Origin of the sequence: Methanolacinia paynteri (genome assembly GCF_000784355.1) — an archaeon.
Lineage (GTDB): Archaea > Halobacteriota > Methanomicrobia > Methanomicrobiales > Methanomicrobiaceae > Methanolacinia > Methanolacinia paynteri.
The window spans coordinates 38,496-63,506 of record NZ_KN360925.1 but is presented as its reverse complement, the minus strand read 5'-3'; the positions used below and the strand labels follow the sequence as shown (position 1 = coordinate 63,506).

The 25,011-nt window shown below is 50.3% G+C and carries 27 protein-coding genes, 1 tRNA gene and 1 other RNA gene; 13 read left to right on the top strand and 16 right to left on the bottom strand.

Translation table 11 applies throughout. From position 1 onward, the window contains the following. Positions 1-94: 94 nt before the first annotated feature. Both METPAY_RS02135 and METPAY_RS02130 read left to right on the top strand, forming a co-directional pair. Entirely contained in the window at positions 95-910 is an 816-nt protein-coding gene (locus tag METPAY_RS02135) for a hypothetical protein (protein ID WP_048148706.1), read from the top strand. Positions 911-950: 40 nt separating this feature from the next. Beyond that, positions 951-1,499 (top strand): HEAT repeat domain-containing protein, encoded by a 549-nt coding sequence (locus tag METPAY_RS02130; protein ID WP_052418618.1) that lies wholly within the window; start codon positions 951-953, stop codon positions 1,497-1,499. A 16-nt stretch (positions 1,500-1,515) separates the two neighbouring features. Here METPAY_RS02130 and METPAY_RS02125 read toward each other — a convergent pair whose 3' ends face one another. From METPAY_RS02125 to METPAY_RS02115, 3 genes are all read right to left on the bottom strand, one after another. Continuing rightward, complete coding sequence (locus tag METPAY_RS02125; RefSeq protein ID WP_048148704.1) at positions 1,516-2,100, bottom strand: acetate uptake transporter; 585 nt, start codon at positions 2,098-2,100, stop codon at positions 1,516-1,518. A 788-nt stretch (positions 2,101-2,888) separates the two neighbouring features. Next, positions 2,889-2,960 (bottom strand) — tRNA-Ile (locus METPAY_RS02120). Positions 2,961-3,139: 179 nt separating this feature from the next. Then, the gene (locus METPAY_RS02115; RefSeq protein ID WP_048148702.1) at positions 3,140-3,814 is read right to left on the bottom strand and encodes a hypothetical protein; all 675 of its coding nucleotides are present in this window, start codon (positions 3,812-3,814) and stop codon (positions 3,140-3,142) included. A 127-nt stretch (positions 3,815-3,941) separates the two neighbouring features. On the opposite strand from METPAY_RS02115, the gene METPAY_RS02110 reads away from it, so the two are divergent. Further along, positions 3,942-4,337 carry a YigZ family protein gene (locus tag METPAY_RS02110; RefSeq protein ID WP_048148700.1) on the top strand — a complete coding sequence of 132 codons (396 nt, stop codon included), beginning with the start codon at positions 3,942-3,944 and terminating at the stop codon, positions 4,335-4,337. On the opposite strand, the gene METPAY_RS02105 is transcribed toward METPAY_RS02110, so the two are convergent. Both METPAY_RS02105 and METPAY_RS02100 read right to left on the bottom strand, forming a co-directional pair. Further along, positions 4,318-4,956 carry a class I SAM-dependent methyltransferase gene (locus METPAY_RS02105; RefSeq protein WP_048148699.1) on the bottom strand — a complete coding sequence of 213 codons (639 nt, stop codon included), beginning with the start codon at positions 4,954-4,956 and terminating at the stop codon, positions 4,318-4,320. The genes METPAY_RS02110 and METPAY_RS02105 overlap by 20 nt on opposite strands. Before the next feature lie 63 nt (positions 4,957-5,019). After that, complete coding sequence (locus METPAY_RS02100) at positions 5,020-5,439, bottom strand: hypothetical protein (RefSeq protein ID WP_048148697.1); 420 nt, start codon at positions 5,437-5,439, stop codon at positions 5,020-5,022. A gap of 184 nt (positions 5,440-5,623) precedes the next feature. On the opposite strand from METPAY_RS02100, the gene hxlB reads away from it, so the two are divergent. From hxlB to METPAY_RS02085, 4 genes are all read left to right on the top strand, one after another. Beyond that, positions 5,624-6,238 carry a 6-phospho-3-hexuloisomerase gene (hxlB, locus tag METPAY_RS02095; RefSeq protein ID WP_048148695.1) on the top strand — a complete coding sequence of 205 codons (615 nt, stop codon included), beginning with the start codon at positions 5,624-5,626 and terminating at the stop codon, positions 6,236-6,238. A 2-nt stretch (positions 6,239-6,240) separates the two neighbouring features. Beyond that, complete coding sequence (locus METPAY_RS02090; RefSeq protein WP_052418617.1) at positions 6,241-7,278, top strand: hypothetical protein; 1,038 nt, start codon at positions 6,241-6,243, stop codon at positions 7,276-7,278. Between the two features lie 12 nt (positions 7,279-7,290). Beyond that, an RNA gene (ffs, locus tag METPAY_RS14555) (signal recognition particle sRNA) lies at positions 7,291-7,602 on the top strand. Positions 7,603-7,618: 16 nt separating this feature from the next. Further along, positions 7,619-8,575 carry a malate dehydrogenase gene (locus tag METPAY_RS02085; RefSeq protein ID WP_048148694.1) on the top strand — a complete coding sequence of 319 codons (957 nt, stop codon included), beginning with the start codon at positions 7,619-7,621 and terminating at the stop codon, positions 8,573-8,575. A gap of 34 nt (positions 8,576-8,609) precedes the next feature. On the opposite strand, the gene larC is transcribed toward METPAY_RS02085, so the two are convergent. The 5 genes from larC to METPAY_RS02065 all read right to left on the bottom strand — a co-directional run bounded on the left by larC (position 8,610) and on the right by METPAY_RS02065 (position 12,986). Further along, on the bottom strand, positions 8,610-9,845 hold the full coding sequence (gene larC, locus METPAY_RS02080; RefSeq protein ID WP_048148692.1) for a nickel pincer cofactor biosynthesis protein LarC: 1,236 nt from the start codon (positions 9,843-9,845) through the stop codon (positions 8,610-8,612). 16 nt (positions 9,846-9,861) lie between these two features. After that, complete coding sequence (locus METPAY_RS02075) at positions 9,862-11,703, bottom strand: hypothetical protein (protein WP_048148690.1); 1,842 nt, start codon at positions 11,701-11,703, stop codon at positions 9,862-9,864. Positions 11,704-11,885: 182 nt separating this feature from the next. After that, positions 11,886-12,146, bottom strand: coding sequence for an elongation factor 1-beta (locus METPAY_RS02070; RefSeq protein WP_048148688.1), 261 nt, complete (start codon positions 12,144-12,146; stop codon positions 11,886-11,888). 3 nt (positions 12,147-12,149) lie between these two features. Continuing rightward, complete coding sequence (locus tag METPAY_RS14550) at positions 12,150-12,308, bottom strand: zinc finger domain-containing protein (RefSeq protein ID WP_013328123.1); 159 nt, start codon at positions 12,306-12,308, stop codon at positions 12,150-12,152. Positions 12,309-12,353: 45 nt separating this feature from the next. Next, positions 12,354-12,986, bottom strand: coding sequence for an amino acid kinase family protein (locus tag METPAY_RS02065; RefSeq protein ID WP_052418616.1), 633 nt, complete (start codon positions 12,984-12,986; stop codon positions 12,354-12,356). A gap of 604 nt (positions 12,987-13,590) precedes the next feature. On the opposite strand from METPAY_RS02065, the gene METPAY_RS02060 reads away from it, so the two are divergent. Further along, positions 13,591-15,327, top strand: a complete 1,737-nt coding sequence (locus METPAY_RS02060) for a phospholipase D-like domain-containing protein (RefSeq protein ID WP_245611499.1) — start codon at positions 13,591-13,593, stop codon at positions 15,325-15,327. 277 nt (positions 15,328-15,604) lie between these two features. On the opposite strand, the gene METPAY_RS02055 is transcribed toward METPAY_RS02060, so the two are convergent. Continuing rightward, positions 15,605-16,096 (bottom strand): DUF367 family protein, encoded by a 492-nt coding sequence (locus tag METPAY_RS02055; RefSeq protein WP_048148790.1) that lies wholly within the window; start codon positions 16,094-16,096, stop codon positions 15,605-15,607. A gap of 21 nt (positions 16,097-16,117) precedes the next feature. On the opposite strand from METPAY_RS02055, the gene METPAY_RS02050 reads away from it, so the two are divergent. The 4 genes from METPAY_RS02050 (at position 16,118) to METPAY_RS02035 (ending at position 20,442) form a co-directional block, all read left to right on the top strand. Continuing rightward, positions 16,118-16,954, top strand: a complete 837-nt coding sequence (locus tag METPAY_RS02050) for a nucleoside 2-deoxyribosyltransferase domain-containing protein (RefSeq protein WP_084600652.1) — start codon at positions 16,118-16,120, stop codon at positions 16,952-16,954. Positions 16,955-17,015: 61 nt separating this feature from the next. Next, complete coding sequence (locus METPAY_RS14005; RefSeq protein ID WP_157198970.1) at positions 17,016-18,359, top strand: sensor histidine kinase; 1,344 nt, start codon at positions 17,016-17,018, stop codon at positions 18,357-18,359. Positions 18,360-18,415: 56 nt separating this feature from the next. Continuing rightward, the gene (locus METPAY_RS14000; protein ID WP_052418614.1) at positions 18,416-19,873 is read left to right on the top strand and encodes a response regulator; all 1,458 of its coding nucleotides are present in this window, start codon (positions 18,416-18,418) and stop codon (positions 19,871-19,873) included. 386 nt (positions 19,874-20,259) lie between these two features. After that, positions 20,260-20,442 carry a hypothetical protein gene (locus tag METPAY_RS02035; protein WP_013328130.1) on the top strand — a complete coding sequence of 61 codons (183 nt, stop codon included), beginning with the start codon at positions 20,260-20,262 and terminating at the stop codon, positions 20,440-20,442. A 121-nt stretch (positions 20,443-20,563) separates the two neighbouring features. On the opposite strand, the gene METPAY_RS02030 is transcribed toward METPAY_RS02035, so the two are convergent. From METPAY_RS02030 to METPAY_RS15400, 5 genes are all read right to left on the bottom strand, one after another. Next, positions 20,564-21,406 carry a GNAT family N-acetyltransferase gene (locus tag METPAY_RS02030; RefSeq protein WP_048148685.1) on the bottom strand — a complete coding sequence of 281 codons (843 nt, stop codon included), beginning with the start codon at positions 21,404-21,406 and terminating at the stop codon, positions 20,564-20,566. A gap of 37 nt (positions 21,407-21,443) precedes the next feature. Next, on the bottom strand, positions 21,444-22,016 hold the full coding sequence (locus METPAY_RS02025) for a flavodoxin family protein (protein ID WP_048148684.1): 573 nt from the start codon (positions 22,014-22,016) through the stop codon (positions 21,444-21,446). Between the two features lie 84 nt (positions 22,017-22,100). Then, positions 22,101-22,940 carry an ABC transporter permease gene (locus METPAY_RS02020; protein ID WP_048148785.1) on the bottom strand — a complete coding sequence of 280 codons (840 nt, stop codon included), beginning with the start codon at positions 22,938-22,940 and terminating at the stop codon, positions 22,101-22,103. A gap of 10 nt (positions 22,941-22,950) precedes the next feature. Then, positions 22,951-23,892: an ATP-binding cassette domain-containing protein gene (locus tag METPAY_RS02015; protein ID WP_048148783.1), complete on the bottom strand. Its 942-nt coding sequence runs from the start codon at positions 23,890-23,892 to the stop codon at positions 22,951-22,953. Between the two features lie 114 nt (positions 23,893-24,006). Beyond that, the gene (locus METPAY_RS15400; RefSeq protein WP_245611498.1) at positions 24,007-24,351 is read right to left on the bottom strand and encodes a hypothetical protein; all 345 of its coding nucleotides are present in this window, start codon (positions 24,349-24,351) and stop codon (positions 24,007-24,009) included. Positions 24,352-24,406: 55 nt separating this feature from the next. Here METPAY_RS15400 and METPAY_RS02005 point away from each other — a divergent pair, with 55 nt between their 5' ends. Continuing rightward, complete coding sequence (locus tag METPAY_RS02005) at positions 24,407-24,853, top strand: universal stress protein (RefSeq protein ID WP_048148682.1); 447 nt, start codon at positions 24,407-24,409, stop codon at positions 24,851-24,853. Positions 24,854-25,011: the final 158 nt, after the last annotated feature.

Sequence of the window (25,011 nt, the reverse complement as noted above, 5' to 3'; positions counted from 1 at the left end):
GGGGATATACGGGTTGAATATAAATAGAAATGAATGCACTGTATCTATTTGCCGCGGGGGGAAATCTGTCCCTGTTGCGGAGGGACGAAACAGGATGGATCTGCACCATATTTTAAGAGAGCTAAAGACTTTCGGACTGAGAAAAACTCTCTTTCTGCTCCTGCTTGTTCTCGTTCCTGTGGCTCTTTATCTCTTTCAGTCTGCGGTTTTCGGGGGGAATTTTACCGGTGATTTCATTTTGCGGAATTTCGTTCTGCAATATTCTGACCCGACCGCCCTGTCGATGTTCTTTGCAAATTATACCCACAATCCAACCGTTCCCGATCATCTCTATGTAAATATCGTGTCTTTTCTCGTATTCGGTTTTCTTGTCTGGTTCCTCTATTATCACATCATCCCTGTGCCGGGTTCCTTCATGCCGGAAAATTTTCTTGCGATTAACCTTGCCCTGATCTTTTTTGTGTTCCCTTTCGCCATATCCGGAGTTGCACTATTTTTCTACAGGCTCGGCAGCCTCCCGGCATATGTTATGTTCGGTGTCGGTTTTTCAGGAATTGTTTGGGCCTTTACCGGTCTCCTGCTTTTCCTGCTGTTCTTCATACTGATGATCGAGCTTTTCGCTGCCAACGATTTGTCGGGCCCCGGCGGCCTGCAGGAGCTCAGGATGAAGATAGCGGTAGTCCTTTTTTCCGTTTCTGTCGGAATGATGTCCCTGTTCTTTTTGATCCTGACAGACGTGGGCACGGAGAGCAACCCTTTTGCCCATTTTGCAGGTTTCGCCCTCGGTTTTGTTATACCCGGTCTTGTCGCTCTTTTCCTTGATTCGGAGAAGCCATTGCAAAGGTCATCCTATGTTGTTGTTATATCTGCAGTGCTCGTTCTGGCCTCTGTTGCATGGTTTTTCCTGTGATGGCAAGAACTATATACCGCAAAACCGATTCTGATTTCGTATGACCATAAACTCCGAAAGCCGCACTCCGATGGAACGTCTTGAGAAGGAAAGAGAGAGGAGGCAGAAGGAGAATTTTGAGATACTTATCGCCCAGCTGGATCACCGGCATATCACCTACAGGGTTAAGGCGGCCGAATCTCTCGGGAATACCGGAGACGGACGTGCGGTTCCGCATCTTATCGGATCGATGAATCCCGACGGGGAGCCTGAATACCTGTATGTGGCGATGCTTTCCCTTGGAAAACTCGGCAGTGCCGAGTCGGTACCTGTTCTTATACCATACCTCGAAAGTGATGACAAGTGGGTTCGTCTCGGGGCCGTGAAGGCTCTTGGAATGCTCAGGGACGACAGTGCCACCCTGCCCATGCTTCGCCTTTTAAATGATAAAAAATGGGATGTCAGAGCATCGGCCGCTGAATCTTTCTCCCTGATGGGATGCACTGAAGCAATAGAATTTATCGTTCCCATGCTCTCTGACGAGGATTATCGTGTGCGGGAATCTGCCAGAAAGGCCTTAAATATTCTTGAAAGGCTTGAGAAAGTTTGAAAAATTAAAGAAGAGGTCAGAGAGGGCAGACAGCCTTCCCGTAGACCTCGTTGATGACCTGTGCAAGCCCGCCGTAGACCGCGGACAGCCCGCAGATGATTCCTTCATATCCGGCGATAGTGCCTATAAGAGCACTCCCGGTGAACTCTGCTGCCGATAGAAGGAAAAACAGCAACGCAAGCGATCCGAAAACGAACTGGAGCGTCCTGTTGATCCTGAGTGTCGCTATGAACATTACGGCCGTGAAAAGACCCCACATGAAGAGGTACCATCCCATTGCAGCTCCTTCGGGGGCAGAAGCGAGGCCGAGAGCCGGAATTATAAGGAGTGCGGCAAAGCTCATCCAGAACAGGCCGTAAGATGTGAAGGCCGTTGTGCCGAATGTGTTCTTCTTCTTCCACTCCATTATTCCTGCGATGATCTGGGCGAGCCCGCCGTAGAATATTCCCATTGCGAGGATCATGCTTCCGAGAGCGAAGTAACCCGCGTTGTGCAGATTCAGGAGCACAGTGGTCATTCCGAACCCCAAAAGCCCCAGGGGGCCGGGGTTGGCCGTACCGTCCATTATAAAGATGTTGTTCCTGTCTTTTTCGTCTATCATTACCACCATCCGGGTTTTGATTAATTATAATGATTAATCGTTATAATTAACTTTCGGTGCACTGCTGAAGAGCCCTTAATGCTTCAGACACCGGATTTAGTTGTTAGGGGCTTGTAATCATATGGATGGGGCCATACCCGGGGCCTTCTCCATGCAGTTATTTTTATGTAAAAAGAGCGCACCGGATTAAAATTGCCTGAAATGAAAAATCGCCGTTTTGCCTGGTTTTCCAAAATTGTTCTCCTGAAAAGCGATATATTGTTGATGCCTGACCGATCAGTGCAACGAATTCCAGGGGTTTGTAAATTTTTATTTATCTTTGAAATCCTGGTCCTGTTATGTAAACCGGGCCCGGGGTGATGTCCTGTCTCTTTACATGTGTACCTGTGTCTCCTGTATTAATTATAATTGGTTAACAAGAAAGTATTTACACCTAAAAACAGAAGCTTTGATCTATGACAAAGAATCAACGTGCGGATGTAAAAAATCCCAACAATCCCTCAAACAAAGCGGCAGCCGACAACAAGTCGAATCAAATGAATCTTAATAACAAGGCACCAAAGCAGGCCAGAAAGTAAGGGTCTGAAAAACCCCTGCTTTTTATCCCTCACAGACTCTCAATTTTATATTTCAATAATTTGTTTTAAATCCGAAACAGGAATCTTTTGCCTTGCCATCAGTTCTTTATGCTTTTCCGGGAGATTTGCATGCACTTTTTACCCTGGGGGCAGAAGTAGTGCAAAGGATGTAATACGGGAATATTGACCAGAACAGTGAGAACTTGACAATGGGCCTGATGCGATTCGAACGCATGACCGCCCGGTTATGAGCCGGGCGCTCCACCACTAAGCTACAGGCCCCTTAAAGTGGAAAGGAGCTAAATTTTCTCTATAATGTAACGTAGGATTGCCCTTATCATTGTTTCAGCTGCAATGGGGGGCACTTATGCAGTCTGCAAAAACGGTTTGATAAAGACAACCCTGCACTAATACGTATCCCTGATAGTGATATATAATTTTGTGTTGTTGTCAACTTTCGGCTACTGATCTCGGTGCTCTTCAGCGTCATTTTTGGCTTTTTCCTCTGCCGGGTGCGCATACCTGTCCAGATCCGGATTTCCTGCAAGAAGCTGACTTAAATCAAGCTTACTCATCTTTCTCAGGTAGAAATTTCCGAGGGCCGCTACGATAATCGCGCCGAACATGACGAAGATCATATCAAGCATCGTGTCCGTATTGCCGTGCTGCATCGGGTTGCCGTACAGGAAGAAAGTATCCATCGTAAATTCGATTATTTCCCAGATCGCGCCGAAGGCCATGGTTAGCATGAATATCATAAAGATGATAAGGGGCCTGTTGAAGTTGTTCTCCGTATACCTGTCGATGAGCAGAACTGCCGTGAATCCGAGGAGGCCTACCGTAATTCCGGATATCGTGTGGGCAAATTTGTCATAGTACGGGTAGAAGAGCATATACCATGAGTAATATTCACCCGCGAGGTGGATGTAGAGCGAGAGGACAATCAGGAATGTAAGCCACCAGGGTATTACCAGGCAGAATTCCTTTTCGACTATATAAGGCACTATTGTCAGGAAGAATGCAAAAACTCCCCCGATTGCAAAGAAATAATCTCCTGTGTAAAAACTGGCGACGATTATCAGGACTATTAATATCTGAAGTATGAGGGTGATTATCTTCCCTGGCTTAATCTTCATCCTTTTATCTCTCCGGCATATAATGCATTTATACCTTTATTTAACTGAAATTACTATGTAATTGTTTCTGCCTGTTTCCGGGGTGATGCCGGGAAATTATTTTTCCGCCGCAGGCGTAATCTAAGTTATGAAGGAGCTTTCTGCGATAAAATACGAGGTCAGAAAGTCAAGGTTCTTCGCTCATCTTTACCTGATTGAATCGGAGGAAGACGTAGCGGCGATTAACAGAATTCAAAGGGAATTGTATAAAAAAGCCGCTCATCACTGTTATGCCGCCCGTTATTCGTCAGGAAATTCCGTGAGCACCGCTTTCGGAAACGACGGGGAGGTTGGCCGTCCCGGGAGAGTCCTTCTTGATATTCTCGTTCAAAAGAATCTCGACAGCCATTGCCTGGCTGTATCGAGAGTATTCGGGGGGATAAAACTCGGGCCGGCAGGTGTGTCGCGTGCCTTTCGTGATGCCGGCAATGCTGCCGTGGAGCATTATCTGGAGTCCGGAAGCGTCAGCGGCGACTCTTCCTGAAAACTGCGTTTATTTCGGCTCTTGCATGATCCGTTCCCCTGACCCTCATATTCCATCGTATTGTTTTTACTGATATTTCGTCAAGCCCCGGAAAGAGCCGTCTGACCTCCTCTTCCGTAAAATAGTGTGTCAGTATACCGTTGCCCCTGAGGAACGAGTTCTGTTCGGTTTCAACTCCGTTTCCGGCCCTCATGTCTTCGACCGAGAACCCGGTGAAATAAAGGAGTCCTCCGTCCTTCAGTACCCGTGTGCATTCGCCTGCTGATTTCTTCCTGCCCGTTTCATCAAGATGTCCGGTCACGTGCCTGTAAAAGGCAGTATCGAAGGCAGAGTCCCTGAAGGGAAGGTCTGTGCAGTCGGCAGTCAGAAGGTCCGCCCTCCTCCCTGTATTGCAGCATGAGATATCTTTTTTGCATGTATCAACTGCTTTTTCTGAAAAATCGAACGCACAAATTTTGATGTTGTCTTTAAGAAGCTCTTTCAGAAATTTTCCGTTTCCGCATCCGGCTTCCAGCACTACAGATCCTTCCGGAATAACGGGTCGATCGGGGACCGTTCCCGCCCAGGGCTGCCGGTGCTTTCTGTAATGTTTCTCCCACCCGCTGAAAGATCCTGTCACGTAAAAAAGGTGGGGCCTGATCTTATATCTTGTATCCGGGAAAGAGAAAAATCAAGAGATTGTTCAGACCGCAACCCAGGGTGTGATGGTCGACTGGATCGTCGGGCTGTTGCAGGAATGAATTCCGCTCTCCGGGGCATGCATAGCGGATATCTTCGTGTAACGAATGTATCCTCCGAGCATGTTCTCCACCCCGCCTTTCGCGATCATGTACCTGTGTCCGGGAAAGATCTCAAGGATAAGACCTTTCTTTGAGAAGGAGAGGGATACGGATCCTGCTGTCTCACCAAGATGTTTTCCGAAATGCTGGGATATGTGCCTGACCTGGCATCTCCTGCCGTAGAGGAGGAGCTTTGAGAGCTCGCTGGCTTCTACTGCATATCTGCCGCTGTCGATCGATATCTCGATTATCCTGCACTTTCTTCCCGAAGGATCATATGCAGGTGCGTTTGAGACCTGCATATATCCTGATTTCTGCATCATGGCTTCTCTCCTTTTTATGTCTGAAGATACCCCTGTTGCCTATATAACGGGAGCCCGTGCGGAGAGTGAAAGTGAAAATACCTTTTCTTCTAAAGATCAATAACCTGAAATGAATGGCTGGATCCGTTTTTACAGCGTAAACAAACTGAATTATATTATATAGTACCCTGTCTTAACTATCATCATGAGCGGCTGCGGCGATGTAAAAATGAATATGAGAACCATGACCGATGAGATAAGCCGCCGCATCGAGGAGATATCTGACGATGAGATCAGTTCTTTTACATCCGCAATACTCACGGCCCGCAGGATCTATGTTGCGGGTGCGGGAAGATCCGGCCTCATTGCCAGGGCGTTTGCCATGCGGCTTATGCATATCGGCCTTGAGAGTTACGTAGTGGGAGAGACTGTCACTCCGGCCATGGAGCCCGGGGATGCGGTGGTGGTATTTTCGGGCACGGGCGAGACGAACTCGATGGTCGACATAGCCGAATCCACGAAGGCTCTCGGCGGAACTCTCTGCGTGATTACATCGCACAGTGGTTCAAGAATTGGAAAACTTGCCGATTATACCGTTGAAATCCCTGCCGAGCCTCCTGAGGATCATGAATGGCCCAACACATTTGAAGTGAGGCAGCTTACCGGGGGCTACAAATCACTCTCTCATCCGCTGGCTGCAATCGGCACTTTCTTCGAGACCGCAGCGATGATATTTTCAGACGCTTTAATCGCCGATATAATGGATATAAGAAAGTGCGGCATCGAAGAAGTAATGAAAAGGCTCTCGAATATCCAGTAGTCATGTCGATCATCAGTTGTCCTGTCTGCGGCGGCGACTGCGTAAAGGATGCCGAAACGCTCATCCGGGAGGCGGAAGATCTTTTTTTACCATGCAGCGACTGCATCGCCGTCCCGCTTGACAAAAGACTTCCCCCTGCGGGTCTCCCTCCTTCCGAATCCTGCCCGTCATGCGGTAAGAGATTCATAGACGACGTCTTCTCGCATTGCCATGCGATAATGGCGGAGGAGGGCGTAATAAAGGCCGATACCCCTTTGGGAGGAATCGGGATCCCTCTGATATCGCCGGGAATCGATCTGTCGTCGCCTCCTTTTTTACCCCGAAGATCTCTTGTTCTCCTGACCTGCCATGCCGACAAAAAAACAGCTGAAAGGCTTGTCGCTGAAGTCCCGGAGATAAAAGGAGTTATCAAAGACATGGAGGTCGTTCCGGGAATATCCGGGGACGACCTTTCGTCTTCGTCCGAAAACGAACTTCTTGCCGGGTGCGATGTTCGTGCCGATATATTCAGGAGTTCAGGGGGAGCTTTTGCGGTCTATAAACAGCAGTCTCTCCTTCATATAGAATTCCCGAGAGGAACAGGTCTGAAGATAAGAACTGTTGAAAAGATGATCGATGAGAACGGGCCGGATGTATTCATCGACGCCTGCTGCGGTGCCGGAACTCTCGGAATTGCAGCACTTCTTGCCGGTGTGCCTTCGGTCGTATTCAATGACGCCTGGTACCCTGCGGCATTCTGGTCGGCTGTAAATATTCATGCGAACCGTTGCCTTACCGGGACCGGCGAAATCGCGTTCGCCGGGTCATGCCGTCCGGGTGATCGACGAATCTCAGCGGAAACGGTGGAGATCGCCGAGTCAGAGGGCGTGGAGAGGAAAACAGTCATTTTATGGGGAGATTATATGAATGCCGGCGATTTCATCCCCGAAGGACGAAGGCTTGCCGCAATCGATGTATTCGGCAAGGATAACCGGGAAAAGACGAAGCGGATCGTCTCCCGGTGGAAGGCCGCTTTTGGCGGTGATGCTTTTATTCCTTAAGATTAAAATATATTGGGAACTAGCCCGGGTGGTTAGGCGTCACCTGTAACCCGAAACCGCCATTATGCGGGGGGCGAATGACCGGGACGGCTTTGGCGATCTTGTCATAGCCTGATAATTCCAACTGAGAAGCCTTGTCCTGTGAGACTAGCGGAGGAGGATCGATATTCCGGAGGGAATGGAGACTTTTTGCCGTGGGGACCGGTTCAGGCCCGGAAGGGAGCAGACTTACCATGGACGTCTGGTGCCCACAGGGTTGCAGGGTGGAGGAGGAGTTCCAGGTGCCGGCAGGACACGTAATTCCAACCCGGCTCGCGTTCCCGTTTTTCCGGTGTTAATCATGCTTAAAGTAACCGTTATCGGTGCGTCAGGCAAAGTGGGCCAGTCCGCCGCCTACGCGATCTCGAGAATTCCTTCCATAACGGAGCTCGTCCTTTTTGGCAGGGAAGGAAACGAAGAGTCGCTTGAGGGCCTGAAATGGGACTTCGCCGATGCATTTGCTGCTGTCGGGAGACGTATCAAAGTCGTATCAGGCGTTGATCCGTCGCTCATGCAGGACTCCGATATGGTGATCGTAACATCCGGAGCGCCCAGGCACACGGGTCAGGACAGGATCGACCTCGCGAAGGGCAACGCAAAAATCATTGCAAATTACGCAAAGATGGTGGCCAGATATGCCCCGGATACCGTATTCTTCATAGTTACAAATCCGGTCGACATCATGACTGCCGTAGCCCTGAAATATTCGGGCTTCCCGCCATCGAGAGTATTCGGGCTTGGAACACATCTTGATTCGATGCGTCTCAAATCATTTATCGCACAGCATTTCAAGGTTCACGTAAGCGAAGTGCATACCCGTATCATCGGCGAGCACGGGGATACCATGGTCCCTCTCTGGTCGGCAACGACTATCGGAGGCATCCAGCTCAAGAACCTGCCGGAGTTCAGGACGTTCACCGGCGAGGAGATGATCGACTGGGTGAAGGCTGCCGGTCATTACATAATCGAGAGAAGCGGAGCGACCATCTACGGTCCCGGTGAGGCAATCGCAACCCTTGCAAGAACAGTACTCGGAAACGAGAACAGGATTCTCTCTGTAACCGCGTACATCCGCTGTGAAGTGCACGACATAGGCGACGTCTGCATAGGGGTCCCTGCAATGCTTAACAGGAAGGGCGTATTTCCGATACCGATCAGGATAAGCCCTGAAGAGGTGGACGATTTCCAGGCATCCGTCGAAAAGATCAGGAGAGTCACGGACGAAGTCTTCGATTATCTGGAAGATGAAGGGTTTTAGGATAATTTAATCAGCTTCCGCCCGCCCGTAAAGATCAGCTTTTTTCTGTTTCAGACCTGCTCCCGTAATCGGAGATCTCTTTTCCCGCTATATCCATAACCTCTCTTAGTGAGAGGCCCGTATTCAGCGCAATTTTCTTCAGGTCGTCATACTCCGGTTTTAGGCTGATGAGCCTTCCGCCGACCGTCGATCTCTTCAGGCTGACAGGATATTGTTTGTTGCCAACTTCGATGTTTATCGATTCCCTCGTCCTGTCTGCAACTAGCCTCGGTACATCGTAAATCCTGACGCCAAGTGTCCCGGTCTCCTTCATGAGCGTCTCAGTGAGCCTGAGATGGTTATGACGGTTTGTAATAACCGATATGATGTTTACGGGCCTGTTCTTCTTCCCGATTGCTCCGGTGACGAATACGTCTGATGCACCCTCGGCAAAGAGCCTCTCGATCGTATAGCCGATAATCTCGCCGGGGATGTCGTCAAGATTGGTCTCAAGCATTACTATAGAATCGTTGACTTCCGCAGATGTCTCTCCCGCGACTACCCTCAGGACATTGGACGGGTTGCCGTTGTTCCTTCTTGTCCCTGTCCCGTACCCGGTGGCTTCCGGTGTTATCGGGGGATATATCGGAGATACCGTATTTGCAACGTTTGCAAGGATCGCCGCACCCGTGGGTGTCGTGAACTCCATATCCACATCCCTTCCGGAAAAAGGGATCTTCTTCCGGGCGAAGATCTCCAGGACGGCGGGGGCCGGGCCGGGGACCTGTCCTCCCCTGACACTGATACTCCCCGCACCCACGACAGGAGTGATTGCATGAATGATCCCGTCGAAGAAACCGGCAGAATCAAGCAGGGCGATGCTCCCGATTACGTCGAACAGAGTATCGGCAGAGGCGATCTCATGCCCGTTGAAGCCGGTGCGGTGCAGCCTCTTCTCTGCATAGAGAAGGTCGTCGAATACAGCTTCAGCCTTCTTTCGTGCCGTCGGGCTGATCCCGATCGCGTCCATTACAAGAGACGCCGCTTCGAGCAGCCCGTCCTTTCCGTCGACTCCTCCCTCTTCGATCTCAATGCTGAGTTTTTTTGCGGGAAAGAAGCTGTCATCTGATTCCTCTACAGAAAAAGTGAAACTCCTGCAGCTCTCAAGACCTGATATGGCTTCGGCGGTCCTGCGGAGCGGCTCCTCATCTCCCGTGAGACCCACAAGCGCAGAGATGAGCATATCTCCTGCTATGCCTGCCAGCCGGGCGTCAATTACAAGGCATTTCATATTATGTCTCTGTCTCTTACGGGAACGGTTCGTTTATCCTGTCGTAGATCTGTTTTGCAACCGCAACGACCTCCATCGCCTTCTCTTTTCCGCCGGGGATAGCGCTCGTGAGATATGCACCTTTCTGGGAGTCCTTTGCAACATTCTTCGGGTCTCCGCCGAGCAGTGCTCCCGTTGCGGCGGGGATGGTGATGTTCAATATCGTGTGGCCGACATACTGGAGCTCCTGCGAAAGGACGGAGCCCGCGAAGATAACCGTTCCCATATCGGGATCGTCTCTTCCCTTGCCGTCGACGACGTATTCGGGGATCACCTTTGCGGCGAAGTTGTCGATCTTGTAGTCCTTACCGTTGACCGTCGCCTCGAAGCAGATGTTCGCGTCGAACGCCCAGAACTTCTTCGTGAAGTTGTCGGTTCTCCTTCCCTGGGGCGTTATGGATGTGAAGCGAACCTTTATGTCCTTGCCAGTGAATCCCGAGAGAACCTGCGATCCTCTCTCTTCGACATATGCCTTCCTTTCGTCGTCGAGCTGCCGTGCAACCTCTTCGACCGTCTTTCCGGCTTTCAGCATCTCGTAGGATTTTACGGCCCGCCTGTAGACCGCCCTCTGCTTAACGTCCTCGCTTGCAAGCAGGCATGCAGTCGATACGCTTCCCCTTGTGACATCCTCGGCTTTTCTCGCGATTGTGTTCAGCGAGCAGAGTGCATATTCGGGATCGATGAACGAGTTCATCTTGTACTCCCTGATGTCGTCGGCTGTCTTGTAGACGTCACCCTTGTATTTTATCAGCATCCGTATCGCGGGCATACAGTCGCCGAGGACATGGCCCAGCGGTGCGTTCACCGGCCCTCCGGAGAAGCCCGCACCCATAGTCGCGGCTTCCTGGAACCCGGCAAACACCTCGTCGAGCGCCATCGAGCCCACGACCGAAGGGCCGCCGATATCCTTTAGGATAAGGCCGAAGTCGCCTATCACGCGTGCGGTGTCGTACTCTTCGTTCGTTCCCCTGACATGGATCTTGGCTGGGATACCGGCTGCATCCATCGCACCTTTACCTGCCATGTACGCGGAATCGGTCCCGGTGAACGTTCCGTATTCTTCTCCGAGGGCGGCGTCCGAATGGATCATTTCGAGAGTGATTGCCGAACCGATAAAAGCGGGCCATAGCGGGTATGCATAGATCCCCGCCCCGTGCATGCTCTTAATCATCGCCTCGGTTCCGACCTTCGCCGCATTGTAGGCAAGTTCGGGGAAGTTGTAGTCCTCGCCGAGGGCGCTGTGGCCGTACATCGCACCGCCGGATACGAAGGGCGGAAGCACTGATCCGTCCACCCGTGTCAGTTTCTTATCCACGAGCTCCTCGTAGATTGCCATGTATGCGGGGAATGCTGGAATCTTATGCGTGAATTTGCCTGTAATCAGCGAGATCGCACTTGTTCTCGGCACTCCTGCGTGAATCCTCGCAATGGCACCGAGCTTCCTGTTCCCGAGCGGGACGCCCGATCTCGCACAAGATCCTGTAAAGTAGGCGAACGCAGCAGCAAGCAGTGCGGCATTTTCCGGTGTTGCTCCGGCGAGCTTTGCACTGTTTATCGCCTTCTCCATCACCATATCCAGCGGAAGGGTAGCAACAGAAGCGTCGACGAGAGTCATCCTATCGAGAAGCTCCATATCCGGAGCACCGTACGGGCAGAATATATCCTCCGCTATCGAATTAGATATAGCATAGGCGGAAATTACAAGCGAACCGTGCCCTTTTACAGCCGCTTCGAGTTTGTCGTTCGTCATATAGGCCGGCTTGAATGAAACCGCCTGGCTTACTGAATTGAGGACTCTTTCTCTCTCCAGATCTGTCATTTTAGATTACCTCCATTATTGCACCAAGGTTTTTAACCCTGAACAAGGGCTTGTTCTTAAAACAGATATAGATATTGCAACTGGCAGCATGTTAGGTTAAATTAAGGCCGTATATTCGCCGATGGTAATTAAATCAGGTTTACCGGCCGGTTATGTCCCGGCAATAAATCAAAAAAAGTATTTTAGTTAAGTGTAAGTGAGACAATCTCGGCGCTCTGAACACCCTCGATTGAAGCGAGTGCTGCCTCAGCTTCGTCGGCAGCTCCTGCAGTTCCATCGGGAATGACGATTGCGACTTTGATTGCTACAAGACCGAATCCGATAGGATCTTCGACGATATCCTGTGTTCCCGGATACTTCACCTTTATTGCCTTCTTGAGTCCCTCAAGATCGACATCGGGAGATTCGGGCATCACTTTGAGGATTACCGCTACATCACCCATTGCTTATGGCCCCTGGAATCCGCATTTGCATTCGTATGGTACGCTCTGGTGCCTGCATTTGTGGCAGCGGTAGATAACCTCGCGGCACTTTGGGCACTCGAATTTTGTCCAGCCCGGCTCTGAAAGAGGGGCCTTGCATGATGTGCATTTTTCTGTTGGCATAAAATATCACCTGAAAATTATCTTATTATTTCAACCCGGGGAGTCTTAAACACTTCTGATGACGACCGTTCCCCCGACCTCTTCGCCGTTGAAGAATCGTTCTGCGGTAATCCCGTCGTTTGCGTTTATAACCGTCGTATGAATCCTGTTCTCCAGGACATACGGTACAAGGCACGGGTCGCATTCAGGGTAGCTTCCGGGGGAAGAGACGATATCCAGCGTTCTCCCGCCGGCGGACAGACCTTCGGTGGATTTGAGCAGTATCAGCGGGCATCCCAGTCTTCCCGCGGCCCATGCCGCAATCGTATCGGATGTAACATTCCACGAGTGCGGAAGCGGGTCCTCCTCTCTCAGGCAGGAATACGGGAGCAGGACGCAGACCCCGGTCCTGCGGACGAGTTCATCCTGCACGGCCAGGCCGAGGGAATGGAGGTAGCAGCCGTACTGCTCCATCGCGAGTATAGCCATCCAGTGAGAGGATTCATCATCGAGTTCCATCTCTCTGACTGAATCCGCGAAACAGCCGCCGCCGGGAACTATCGTTATGTTCCTCTTTGATTGTACGAGGATATCGATGAGTCGCGGGGCGTGCTCCATCAGGCTTCCGCCGAGTTTCACGACAAAATGATCGCTTTCCGGTATCCTGACCATCCGGATAAAGGTTTCATTGTGCTGCATCTTATCGTTTTGCAGAGATGGGATATTCTGAATTTATTTGATACATTTTTTTATGCCGGCATGGGTAAATCAAGTGACTATGAATAGATATCCCTCAGTAACATCGTCGGCAACCCCTCGCCACGGGCCGCTAAGCAGGCCCGTGGATCGGCCCCGACCTCGGGGCCTCTTCATGCGATAGACTGCTCAGGGGATAGGCGAGTATCCCCTGAGCATAAAGATGCAGTAAACTCCTGACACGTTCTGAACGGTTTTCTCTGGAAAAAACTCTATAATAATGCTCGGAGTAGATGTATGCGGAATGTGGATATCTGTCAAACGTTCATGAAACAAAGGTTTCTAAAAGGTTTCGACCGGATCTCCAAGCAAAAATAAATTAACAGCTCTGGGGACCCTTGCCGGTCCCCTGGGCGTGCCGTAGGGAGATTATCTTAGGGCAAGGCCCCCTGGGAGGGGCCGTCCGGCGGCCTGGCCGCCGGTGCCGGGGTTGCCGGAGAAAAACATGAGACAGCAAAGAGCTAAAAAGTTTATTGGAATTTGGGTAGGGGATCTAAAAGGTCCAGACCTTGATTTTTCACCAAAATTTTTTCGTTACCTGTAAATAATGAAAGGCGAAAAGATCTCATTTATGGGTATAAGGGGGGCTGTTTTTGCAATTATCCTGTTTGTATTTTTCTGCACCGTATCCGTTTCCGCCGGATTCGTAGTCTCCGAGTTTTGTCCCGACACATGGCTCTCAGGCGAGGGAGACGAATACTTCGTTATCAGCGGATCAGGGGATCTCACCGGTTATTATGTCACCGACAATGAGGGGAGCGCCAGGTTTCCTGACAACACGGTATCCCGCGGCAGCGTGATTGTGGCGCAGAAGGCTGTGGATTATGAATCCGTTCAAGGGGAGAAACCGGACTTCGAGATATATAACTCCGACCCGCAGGTCCCCGACATGGTAAGGACCGGAACACTGAAGATGGCGAACAGCGGCGACGAACTTATCCTCAAAAGAGGGGTTGCGGTAATACAGGAGGTCGCATGGCCCGGAGATGTTGTCTCCGGAGAGGGCAGGGTTCATGTATATTCGGACGGGGTATGGGACGAGAGGCCGTATTATATCGGGCAGTCCCGGTTCGAACCTGAGACGTTCTATGATGTTTCCGTAACCGTATTCGCCGCCCCCGACTGTTCCTACGCGAAGCTGAAGGATTTCATAGAGAACTCGAAGTCGTCCCTTGATATAAACGTGTACGAGTTCACCGGTACCTCGATCGCAGGTCTTCTCGCCGAAGCATCCGGGAGGGGCGTAGATGTCGATGTACTTGTGGAAGGCTCGCCTGTCGGCGGAGTGTCGGATGAAGAGAAGAATGTCTGTTCGATTCTCGGTTCCGCAGGAATCCCTGTTCTATCGATGGCGACTGAGAACGGGGTGTTTCATGCCCCTTACAGGTACGATCATGCGAAATACGTTATATCCGACGATTCACTTGTCCTTGTAGCGAGTGAAAACTTCGGCGAGACCGGGTATCCCTCATCCGGTACGGGGGGAAACCGCGGGTGGGGTGTGGTAGCAGAAAGTCCTGCTCTTGCCTCATATTTCGAAGATGTATTCGACCGGGATTCCAACGGGGGCTGGATCACGGAGATGACGGGGACAAACGGAGTGGGATCATATTCAGTCGCCGAAGCTGGAACGGGAAAGTTCCTGCCTGAATCATTTGAAGGTGCGACTGTTACTCCGGTGATATCTCCTGATACAAGCTATCTCGTAGGCGACCTGATCTCTTCGGCTGAGGAGTCAGTCTGCATCGAGCAGGCCTATATCAAAAACTGGTCTTCGGGCGAAAACCCGTGGCTTGAGGATGCGATCGATGCCGCCCGGCGAGGTGCGGATGTACGTATTATCCTCGATTCGTACTATTACAATATCGAAGATGACGACGATAACGACGAGATGGCTCAATACATAAACGCAGTTGCTTCCTCCGAATCGCTTCCTCTCGAAGCGAGGCTTATCAGCCTTGAATCCGGTTACCTCGATAAGGTTCACAATAAAGGCGTGATAGTCGACGGAAGGCTGGTCCTCGTAAGCTCAATAAACTGGAACGAAAACTCCCCGTCATACAACCGGGAGGCCGGCCTGATAATCGATCATGCAGGTGCGGCCGGCTACTTTACAGAGGTTTTCGACGCGGACTGGGATTCATCCGCTCCGGTTGACCCGTCTACAGGGCATATTGGTGACGTCTCCGGCTCGTCCCAAACGGATGAGCTCAGGAACTATATCGCGGCCGGGGTAATCATCCTCTTTGCAGTGCTGTATTTTGTTAGAAAAAAAGAGTCCTGAATGGTGATTGTCTGGTTGAAGATTGGTTCCCGGGAATTCCCGGGATTTCCTGAGAAAGATATCATATTGTTATTGTTGTCAAAGTGCTTATGATGGCAATTCGTTTAGGTACTTTTCTTCCACCCCCGGGCACAGGAACACTAATGGGGGAATTAACGGCTGTTCCGGGGACAATTATCCTGTTTGATCGTCCTCTTATAAAACCTGACGAGGGGTAGGTCATTGTCCGCCATTAGATCAATATAATGTACGTACTCTTATGGTTCGGATAATCCGTTCAGTAATAATGCGACTGGATTTCGACGATTTCAGCTGAATTTGCTGCCCTGCTGTAATCTTCGAGAGGCTCGGCATTCACTTCCAGGAACCTGAGTCCCCACCCGAATTTGGCCAGGATGTCATGTGCCTGCTGTTTTTCGCCCATAATATAAAGTGCAGCGGCTAAAGCTTCGACCGAGTTCAGCATGAACGGTCTCCCGAAATGGCCCGGATTCGCGGCGACAAGGAAAGGAAGCGCCCTTTTTCGTGTAATCTCCCCGACATCAACCTTTTCAAGAGTCTCCCACGTGCAGTCCAGAACGGTCAGGGACGGTGCGATCCTGTCGGCAGGCGAGAGTGCCTGGGGTGACCTCGGATCCAGGAGAAGGGTGCTCTTCGGGATCTTGTCGATCTTCGCCGCCACCCGGATCATTCCTGCTCTTTCAAGTTTTTTTACCGAGCAGATCCTGGGGTCGCAGGAGTTGTCCCTCCATGCAAAAAGCGGCATCATCATAATGTTTTGGTCCCCTAAATGCTATCAATGTATGTACTTATGTGCCCGTGCATAACCGACCCTGCACTCAGGGCGAAAGGAATTACACGGGACGACGATATCTTTTGTTTCAACAGGTGCATAGAACGCTGTGAAAGGTTTGGTATAGAGATCGTACGGATGCCGTGTCCGGAGACGATCTTTCTCGGAAAGGACCGGGAACCGACTAATTTTGCTGAAAGTCTCGCAAACGATGAATTCTACGAACTCCTCGACGAACTTGAGGCCGGTGCAAGGAAGGTTATCGAAGAAAAGGGAGAGCCTCTCTGCATAATAGGGGTCGATTCCTCTCCTTCGTGCGGGGTCAACATGACCTACGCTACCGAAGAGAAGACTCCCGGCAGGGGTGCATTTCTTTCGAGATTCCCGGATATAAAAGCAGTCGACGTTACGGATTTCTGTCGCTACAAGATATATCTCGCAGGACCGCTGTTCACCGAGGCCGAGACCGACTTCAACCTGAAAATCCACGACTTTCTTGAAGAACACCTTCTTGATGTCTATCTCCCGCAGGAGGTGGGCGACACTTCTGTCACACGCCATAAGGAGGAGCACGCAAGGATATTCGGGATGCACCTAGCGGCTCTTGAGGACTGCGACTATATCGTCTCGGTCGTAGACGGGGCGGATGCAGATTCCGGAACATCATGGGAGATGGGCTACGGATATGCAAAGGGAAAGACCGTGATCTCGCTGAGAACCGACTTCCGGTGCGTGGGATGCCACGAGCTCGTCAACCTGATGCTCGAGGAATCTTCCGTTGTAGTCAGGAAAAAAGAGGACATCCTGAAGGAACTCGGGGTCCCGCTCCTGTAGTGCTGGCGGTCAGGCACTATTATCTGTTATTCCGGCCAAACTGAAATCAGAGGGGATTGTGGTGAAAGATGTGGGCTCCGATGATTATCTCCAGTACACCCACTGGATCGCGATAGTTGCGTTGTTCACCGCACTTGCCGCCGGGGTGAACCTGTTCACTCTCACGTTTGATCCGCCCTATCCTGCATTAAGCCTCTTCATGATCCCGGTCGTAATCGCGACCTTCTTCTTCAGGAGACAGGGACTTTTGGCCTCCCTTCTGATCCTCGCACTGTTTTCCGTCGTAATATGGCTGTATTCGCCGGATAAATTCGCGGAACTTCGTGTTCTTGAAAATGTCACCGTCGTCTTCGGGGTGGCCCTTATAGTCACCCTTCTCTCGACTGCCCTTCACAGGAGCGAAAACAGCTACAGGCTCCTCTTCGAAACGTCTCCTGCACCAATCATCGTCCTGAAGCCCGACGGTTCGATAGTCGACGTTAATTCCAGGTTCTTCTCTGTTTTCGGCTACGGTAGTATCTTTGTGGAGGGAAAGAAGATCCAGCAGCTCCCGATAATAGCGGAGGAGAGCCTGATCGAGATCGGGGAGCGGCTGATGAATCCCGGACCCGACGGGGACAACCAGGAGCCGTTTGTCATAAAGGTGACGGACGCTTCGGGAGATACCCATATCTGCAATGTCTTCTCTAGTTTTCTCTATGATGAAACCGGCATTCCGGAATCATGCATGATGGTGCTGGTCGATATCACTGAAAACGTAAAGGCCGAGGAGGAGATCAAGAGATCGCTTGAAGAGAAGGAGACCCTGCTGAAAGAGATCCACCACAGGGTAAAGAACAATCTCCAGGAGGTAGTAAGCATCCTGAAACTCCAGAGGAACAGGACGACCGACGAGGATGTCCAGTGGTCGCTTAAGGAGTGCCAGAACCGGGTCTACACGATGGCGATGGTCCATGAAAACATATACCGCGCTGACAGTCTTTCATCGATCGGAATAAAAGCGTACCTGGAAAAGCTTGCAAGGGATCTCCTGATCGAGTACATGTCCCCCGGACAGAACATATCGTTTGAAATCGAGTGCAGCGAAGATATAGAATTCGATATCGACGGCATTATCCCCGTGGCCCTGATCACCAACGAACTGATCTCCAATTCGATGAAGTATGCATTCCCGGACGGCAGGAAGGGTAAGATCAGGATAGCAGTTGAGAAAATTCCCGGGAATAGTTACAGGTATACATACTCTGATGACGGTATCGGGTTTCCCCCTGGGCTAAGGGTCGATAAAACGAAGACTCTCGGTTTAAGGATTGTCCGCGCCTTTGTCCGCCAGCTCGACGGCAGTCTTGAGTTTATACCCGGCAACGGAACCAAAATTATCATAACTTTCCCGATAAAAGAATAATAATTGCATTCGTACATCTGTAATGAAACAGAATTCGAAAATTAGTGTTGAAAATTATGAAAAAGATCCTTATTGTCGAAGATTCAGCACTTGTGGCTCTTGAAATATCGGAGACCCTGAAGAATCTCGGCTACAATGTTGTCGGCGAGGCGGCCAGCGGGCTTGAAGCTATAGAGATGGCCCGGGATCTCAGGCCTGATCTCGTTCTCATGGATATTATCCTGAAAGGAGATATGGACGGGATAGAGGCCGCCGACAGGATCTATTCGAATTATGACATTCCGGTAATATACCTGACTGCACATTCCGATGAGGCGACGCTGGAAAGGGCGCTTAAGACCAACGCGTTCGGTTACCTGATAAAGCCCTTCAACGACAGGGAGCTTTATTCCAATATCGAGATAACGCTTCACAAGCACAGGATCATGAAGAAGGTGGACCTGGGTCCAAAGGAGGCTGTTGACTCCACCTTAAACGTGCTATCGGATCCTGTTGTTGCGGTCGACGAATCCGGGATTATTACAAGGATCAATCCGGCGGCTGAGAACTTCACAGGTCAGACGAAATGGGAGGCTGTAGGCAGTGATTTCTTCAGGATCTTCTCATTGGATCGCGAAAAAGTTCAGCCTGCAATGGATTCGCTTAAGAATGATGTTTTTGAGAAGAGGACACTGCTCTCGTGGGTCGATGGCCTTTCTCTTGTGACGAAGAAGGGCGAAACAAAACAGGTCTCGATGAATATAGGGTACGTGAGGGCGGGCCGGCAGAATAATGCCGAATATTTCTTTGTCCTGATCCCTGACGAAGGACCTGCAACAAAGACCGCGGATGACACGGCGAACCATTACAGGATCATACTAGATGCTGTGGAGAACCCGATCTTCATGGTCGACGGGAATATCCGGATTATCCTCTTCAACCGGGCTTTCCAGGAGACCTGCGGGAAGGCAGGGATCTCTCTTAGCGGTGTCGAAGATGAACCTGCATATACTATTCTTCCCCATTCCGTATTCGGTGACGAATATGATTTCAGGGATGCCTTTGAAGCCGGAACCAGCTATATACGCGAGAGATTATGGAAGACTGACGGCGAAGTAAGCACATACAGGATCGAGACAATCCCTATATTCGAAAACGATCGCCCTATATATGCTGCAATAATTATGTCCGATATCTCGGAAGTCGTCGAGTTCGAGGAGAGGAACGGGAAGTTGTCGGTCAGTCTCCGTGCCTATACAAGGAACGTAGAGGAGATAGGCGACCTCTGCGCTGGACTGAAGGAGCCCCTGAACAATATCAGGAAGCATGCAGCTAAGGTAAGCCCTCCGTTCGAGTCAATGCAGATTGGTGCCGCTCTTGCCGAACTCTCCGAACTCATATACAGTATCGACATGAAATGGCTTGAGTACGAGAAGGTGAAGAAGATGGTCGAGTCCGCAGGAGGATTTGATCTGGTACCTGCCGTGAAAAGCATTGCCGAAGAGGGAGAGGGCGGGGGAGAAGGAGCCCACTGAATACAGGTTTTTTATATCGTATCTGTTGTCCGCATGATCTTGCGGGCGGGCGGTTTTTACTATATAAAAATTCGGTTAAATCCCGCCCTGATTCCTGTGCAACAGTGATGATCCGTGCGCGCCACAGTTATTCGCAAAGTAACCCGAATTTGAAATAAACCGGTTAGAAGGTTTATTTCAGCACATTAACTCAATCTCATTCTTTGTGTTTTACAACTCCAAAATTTTTATTTAAATATATCGCATTTTTCCAAATATCCTGTCTACGGGACGGAATTTGAAAAATGTCCCGTGTAATCTTTTGTTTCCCGTTGAAACGGATTTTCCCGACGTTGTTTTGACCAACAGATATTTATACGGTTCCAATAAATCTTTGATTTGGAGAAATGTTTCATTTAGGGTTTAACGAGATTTCCGGCTACCTGAAACCGATGAATTACAGCGATCTGTACGAGCATGATGAGTGCTGGGACGGGAGCGGTTACAGTACATCTTCGCTCAATTACAGATCGTGCATAAGGTCCGGGGACATGATCACGCTGGTTTCGGAAAGAGACGAAGCCGACTGAATAAAAAAGCAAAATTCAGGAGAAACGCACACCGCTTGAGAGATGGATCCCTCTCAGGGCATCCTCCTTTTTTTGAGAATTCCGTATACTTCCCTATATAAACTTATATACGGTTTATAGCTCAGCCAAGTTCAAATGTTGTTACGCCGAATATTCTTTCGACCGGGAGGTCCGGGAGATTTCCGGTATACATTCTTGCAGTTCCGAATACCTCGCTCATATCTCTTCTTTTCGCCATTTTAACGGCTTCCTGGTTTATCTCCGGCGTATCAAAATAGAAGGTCTCTCCTCTGATGGAAAACGTCAGGCCTTCGAGAATCCTGTCTGCTATCTCCGGCGAATCTGCAAACAGGGGCCCAATCTTGTGCCCTTCAAGGCATTTCCTGATAACTCCATATCCTGCGATCCCACCGTCCGGGCCCGCATATGCAAGTGCGGTCGAGTCCGGCATATTCAGCCATTTTTTAAGGAAACTCTCTCTTCGTGCAGGGAAGTGGAGCGAATCGTAATTTGCCGTTTCTTTGAATGGAATGCTATTAATGTCGATCAGGTCCTCCTGCAGGCTTCCGCAGGCGGTTCCTTCCCACCGGATGTTCCTGTATGCGAACCTGAATCCCGATTGCCTGGAGTAGTTGTCCTGCATCTCGTAGACCCCGTCGATCCCGAGGTTCCTGTCGCCCACGTGGGATGATGCAGTGCTCCAGAGCTCCCAACCTGCCCCTTTATGCCGGAATTCCTCCTTTACGATAAAAAATCCGCCGAACGAAAAATAGTCGTTATAATTTGTCAGGGCGATGGTCCCGATAATCGCATCTTCCGATACTGCAACGAACCACCCGTCCGGGTCGACAGCGTAGTGGCATTCACTGTCGTGAATTCCTGGATTCCAGCCTTCTTTTCCTGCCCATTCGATGAAAATGGGGATTTCCTTAGGGAGTGCCTTTCTTATAAGTATCTCTTCCATAAACTGCCCGTGGGTTTATATTGGCATTCGGCTGTTTTCAGTTAATCTTGTTGATGATATTTGCCACGTTCGCACCGAACTTGCTGATGACCGCAAGACCTTCCGAATCCTCTTCAACTTCACCCGGAGCCTTCCCGAACGCCATATTCCAGTAGTCCGAGCCTGCGACTATCATATCGTTGATGAAGTAGAACATGAGGAGCTCCTGTATCGTTGCAGTATGGCCTCCCCGTCTCGCCACTGCTATAGGCCCTCCGACCATCCCCGAGAGGAACCTGTCGCCGCCGTATGAGACCATCGAGATCCTCTGTATAGCCGACATCATATCTCCTCTTGCGGTTCCGAAGTAGACCGGCGACGCCACGATCAGGCCTTTCGCATCCTTTATCTTATCGATTATCTCGTTGAGGCCGTCGTCCTTTATGGCGCACTCGCCCTTCTTCTCCTTGCACGTATTGCAGGCGATACACGACTTAAATGACTTTCCCCGAAAAGAGATTATCTCCGCCTCGCACCCGTTCTTCTCTATTGCTTCGGCACATGTCCGGCAGAGAATATCCGTATTTCCGTTCGCACGCGGGCTTGCATTGAGTATTATCACTTTCTTCATGGCTGTCACTATTATAATTGGATCTTTTTACTTCTTTTTCATATCCCCCCGGTTCCGGGACTGCCTGTGTGAGGCTGCCTGAACCTACGTGATTACTACCTTATCGACAACTCTCCAGGCTATTGCGAATATAACTCCTGCAAAAAGCGTCAGGTATCCCAGTGAGATCAGCATGTCCGTCGTAGTATAGACGAAATGCATCCCGATTGCAGTGAAATCGCCGCCGATGGCAAAGTACCTGATTCCGGCCGTAAGGTGGGTCAGCGGGTTGACCTCCGCTATCTGCTGGAGCACCACGGGAAGTCCGGTCGCCGGGTACAGAGCGTTCGAGACGAAGAAGAGCGGCATCGTAAGAAGAGTCGAGATCCCCTGGAAACCTTCGGGGGAGTCCATCTTCAATGCAATAATCGCCGACAGAGATATGAATGCAATCGAGAACAATGCTATGAAAAGCAGTATTCCCGCAAGCGAGAATATTATCCCGAACGGTCCTTTGCCCGTGAAGAAGGCCACCCCGAGGATCAGGCCGAATACTATGACTATAATCGCCTGTATCCATGACTTCGTAATCCCGGACATCGCGATCCCTATGATTATATCCTTCCTCGACATCGGGCTCGCCAGGATCTCCCTGAAAATTCCCCAGTTCTTATCGAATAAAAGAATGAACCCGCCGAATATATTCGTAAACAGGATCGTCGCGGCAATAACTCCCGCACACATGAACGTCAGGTAATCGACGCTCATAACGCCTGCGACGGCTTCCCCGGTACCCCCGAGAATCCGGTCGAAGTTGCCCGCCATCGCCATCCCGAAGAACCCGAGCCATAACGCAGGCTGGAGAAGGGACGAGAAGAGCTGGTGCTTGAACCTGAAGAACCTTGTCATGTCCCTTTTGTAGATATTCAGAAATCCGAATTTCATCCCTTTCACCTCACTCCCTCAGTGCACTCCCCGTATAGTGCATGAATACGTCGTCCATCGACGGTTTCTTCAGGTTCACCGCTGTTATTTTGATCCCGTCAGTGTTGAGCCCGGCGATCAGTTCCGGCAGAATATGTGCACCGTCCTTCTCGGTCATTATCACGAGCCCGTCTTCACTCTCGGATATCGACTTAATATCGCCATTGACCCGGATCGCTTCCTCCGCCCGTTTGCGTTCCGGAGTTTCGAGGCAGATTATGTCCTCGCCGAGACTGTTTTTCAGCTCTTCCGGGGTTCCAGACGCGATGATCCTGCCGTGATCGATTATCGATATCCTGTCCGAGAGCAGGTCCGCTTCGTCCATATAATGAGTAGTAAGAAAGATCGTGGTTCCTTCCTCGTTGACCGCCCTGAGATATTCCCATGTCTTTCTCCGGGTCTGGGGATCGAGGCCGATCGTCGGTTCGTCCAGGAACAAAACACCGGGACGTGTCATGAGCCCTCTCGCGATCTCAAGGCGCCTTTTCATTCCGCCGGAGAGATTCTTTGTCAGAACATCCTTTTTGTCATGGAGTTCGACGAGGGTGAGGAGCTCTTCGATTCTCGAATCGATCTCCTTCTTTTCCATCGAATATAGATTCCCGTGGAATTCAAGAGTCTCGTTTACGGTCATATCCCGGTCGAGGGTGATCTCCTGGAATACGATGCCGATCGAGTTCCTTACCGCCTTGGGTTCGCTGCCGAGGTCGTGGCCTGCAATTGTGATCTTTCCTTTCTGCAGGGGAAGAAGAGTTATGAGGACGTTTATTGCAGTACTCTTTCCCGCCCCGTTAGGACCGAGGAAAGAAAAGATCTCGCCCGACTTCACACTGAAGCTTATATTGTCCACCGCCCTGAGATCGCCGTAGCTGTGTGATAGTCCTTCCACGTCAATGATAACTGAATCTTCCATCGGCATTTACTCCTGCCGATAATGTTTGTCACGGCCTGATTTATACTGCTCTACAGCTGCCGTTTATGAAAGCCGGAGACCTCCTCCTGCAAAAGAGTATACTTTCACATCTTATCAGAGGAAATCTTCGTCTCTTTCATCGGAAAAATAACCCATTTCCGCCAGATCATCATCTTCATCGGTATACCTGATCTCCAGGACGACCGATCCGTCCTCAAGAATATCCCCGATCTCGATATAGCTGTCTTCGGGTAGATCCAACTCCTTTTCAGTTCCGTCAGGTTTGCGTACGAGTACCCACATATACAAAAACTCCCTGGTGAAATCTGTCGATATTCTTACAGGGATTTTCAGATAATATAATCTTTTGCGAACCAGCAATCTTTGGACGGGTTTTCCTTTCCGATCCTTATCCTGCCTGAATTTTTTATTCTTTTTATTTCCGTTTCTGAAGTTCATCTCCGTTATTTTAAAAAGAGTAAAGAACAAGAAGAAAAAGAGATCAGGAGTGATTATGCTTAGGAAAATACTTGTTGCGTGCGATGGTTCGCTCCAGTCCGAAAAGGCCCTTATTGCGGCAATCGAAGACTGTATGGCCGAGGACTCCGAGTTGCATGTAGTTCATATAATGAATATAAAAAAATTCAGTGCAATCGAATCCGAATCGTCATACGACGGAGTCGAATCCCCGCACGACATCAGCAGGAAGTTCCTTGAAAAGAACAGGGATGAGACCGTGAATATGATCGACCGGGTATGCAGGGAGAGAGATATGATCTATACCCTCCACGTAAAGGGCGGAGATCCCAGGCACGAGATAATCGATCTCGCAGCAGAGACCGGCGCCGACCTGATCGTCATGGGCTCTACGGGAAAAGGATTGGGGAGCAGGATTCTGCTCGGAAGCGTCTCTGCGTATGTCTCCGTTCACAGCCCGGTCTCAGCACTAATAGTCAAATAGACAGCAGGACCGGCGGCGGCATTCCCGGTCCATGCCCGATCTGTAAATATTATGCTGTCGGTGAGACCATTTTACATAGGTAAATAATTCACATCAAAGGTTTTCGATATGACAATCAGGGTTCTTGTAGTCGACGACGAGGAAGGAATGCTCAGGAG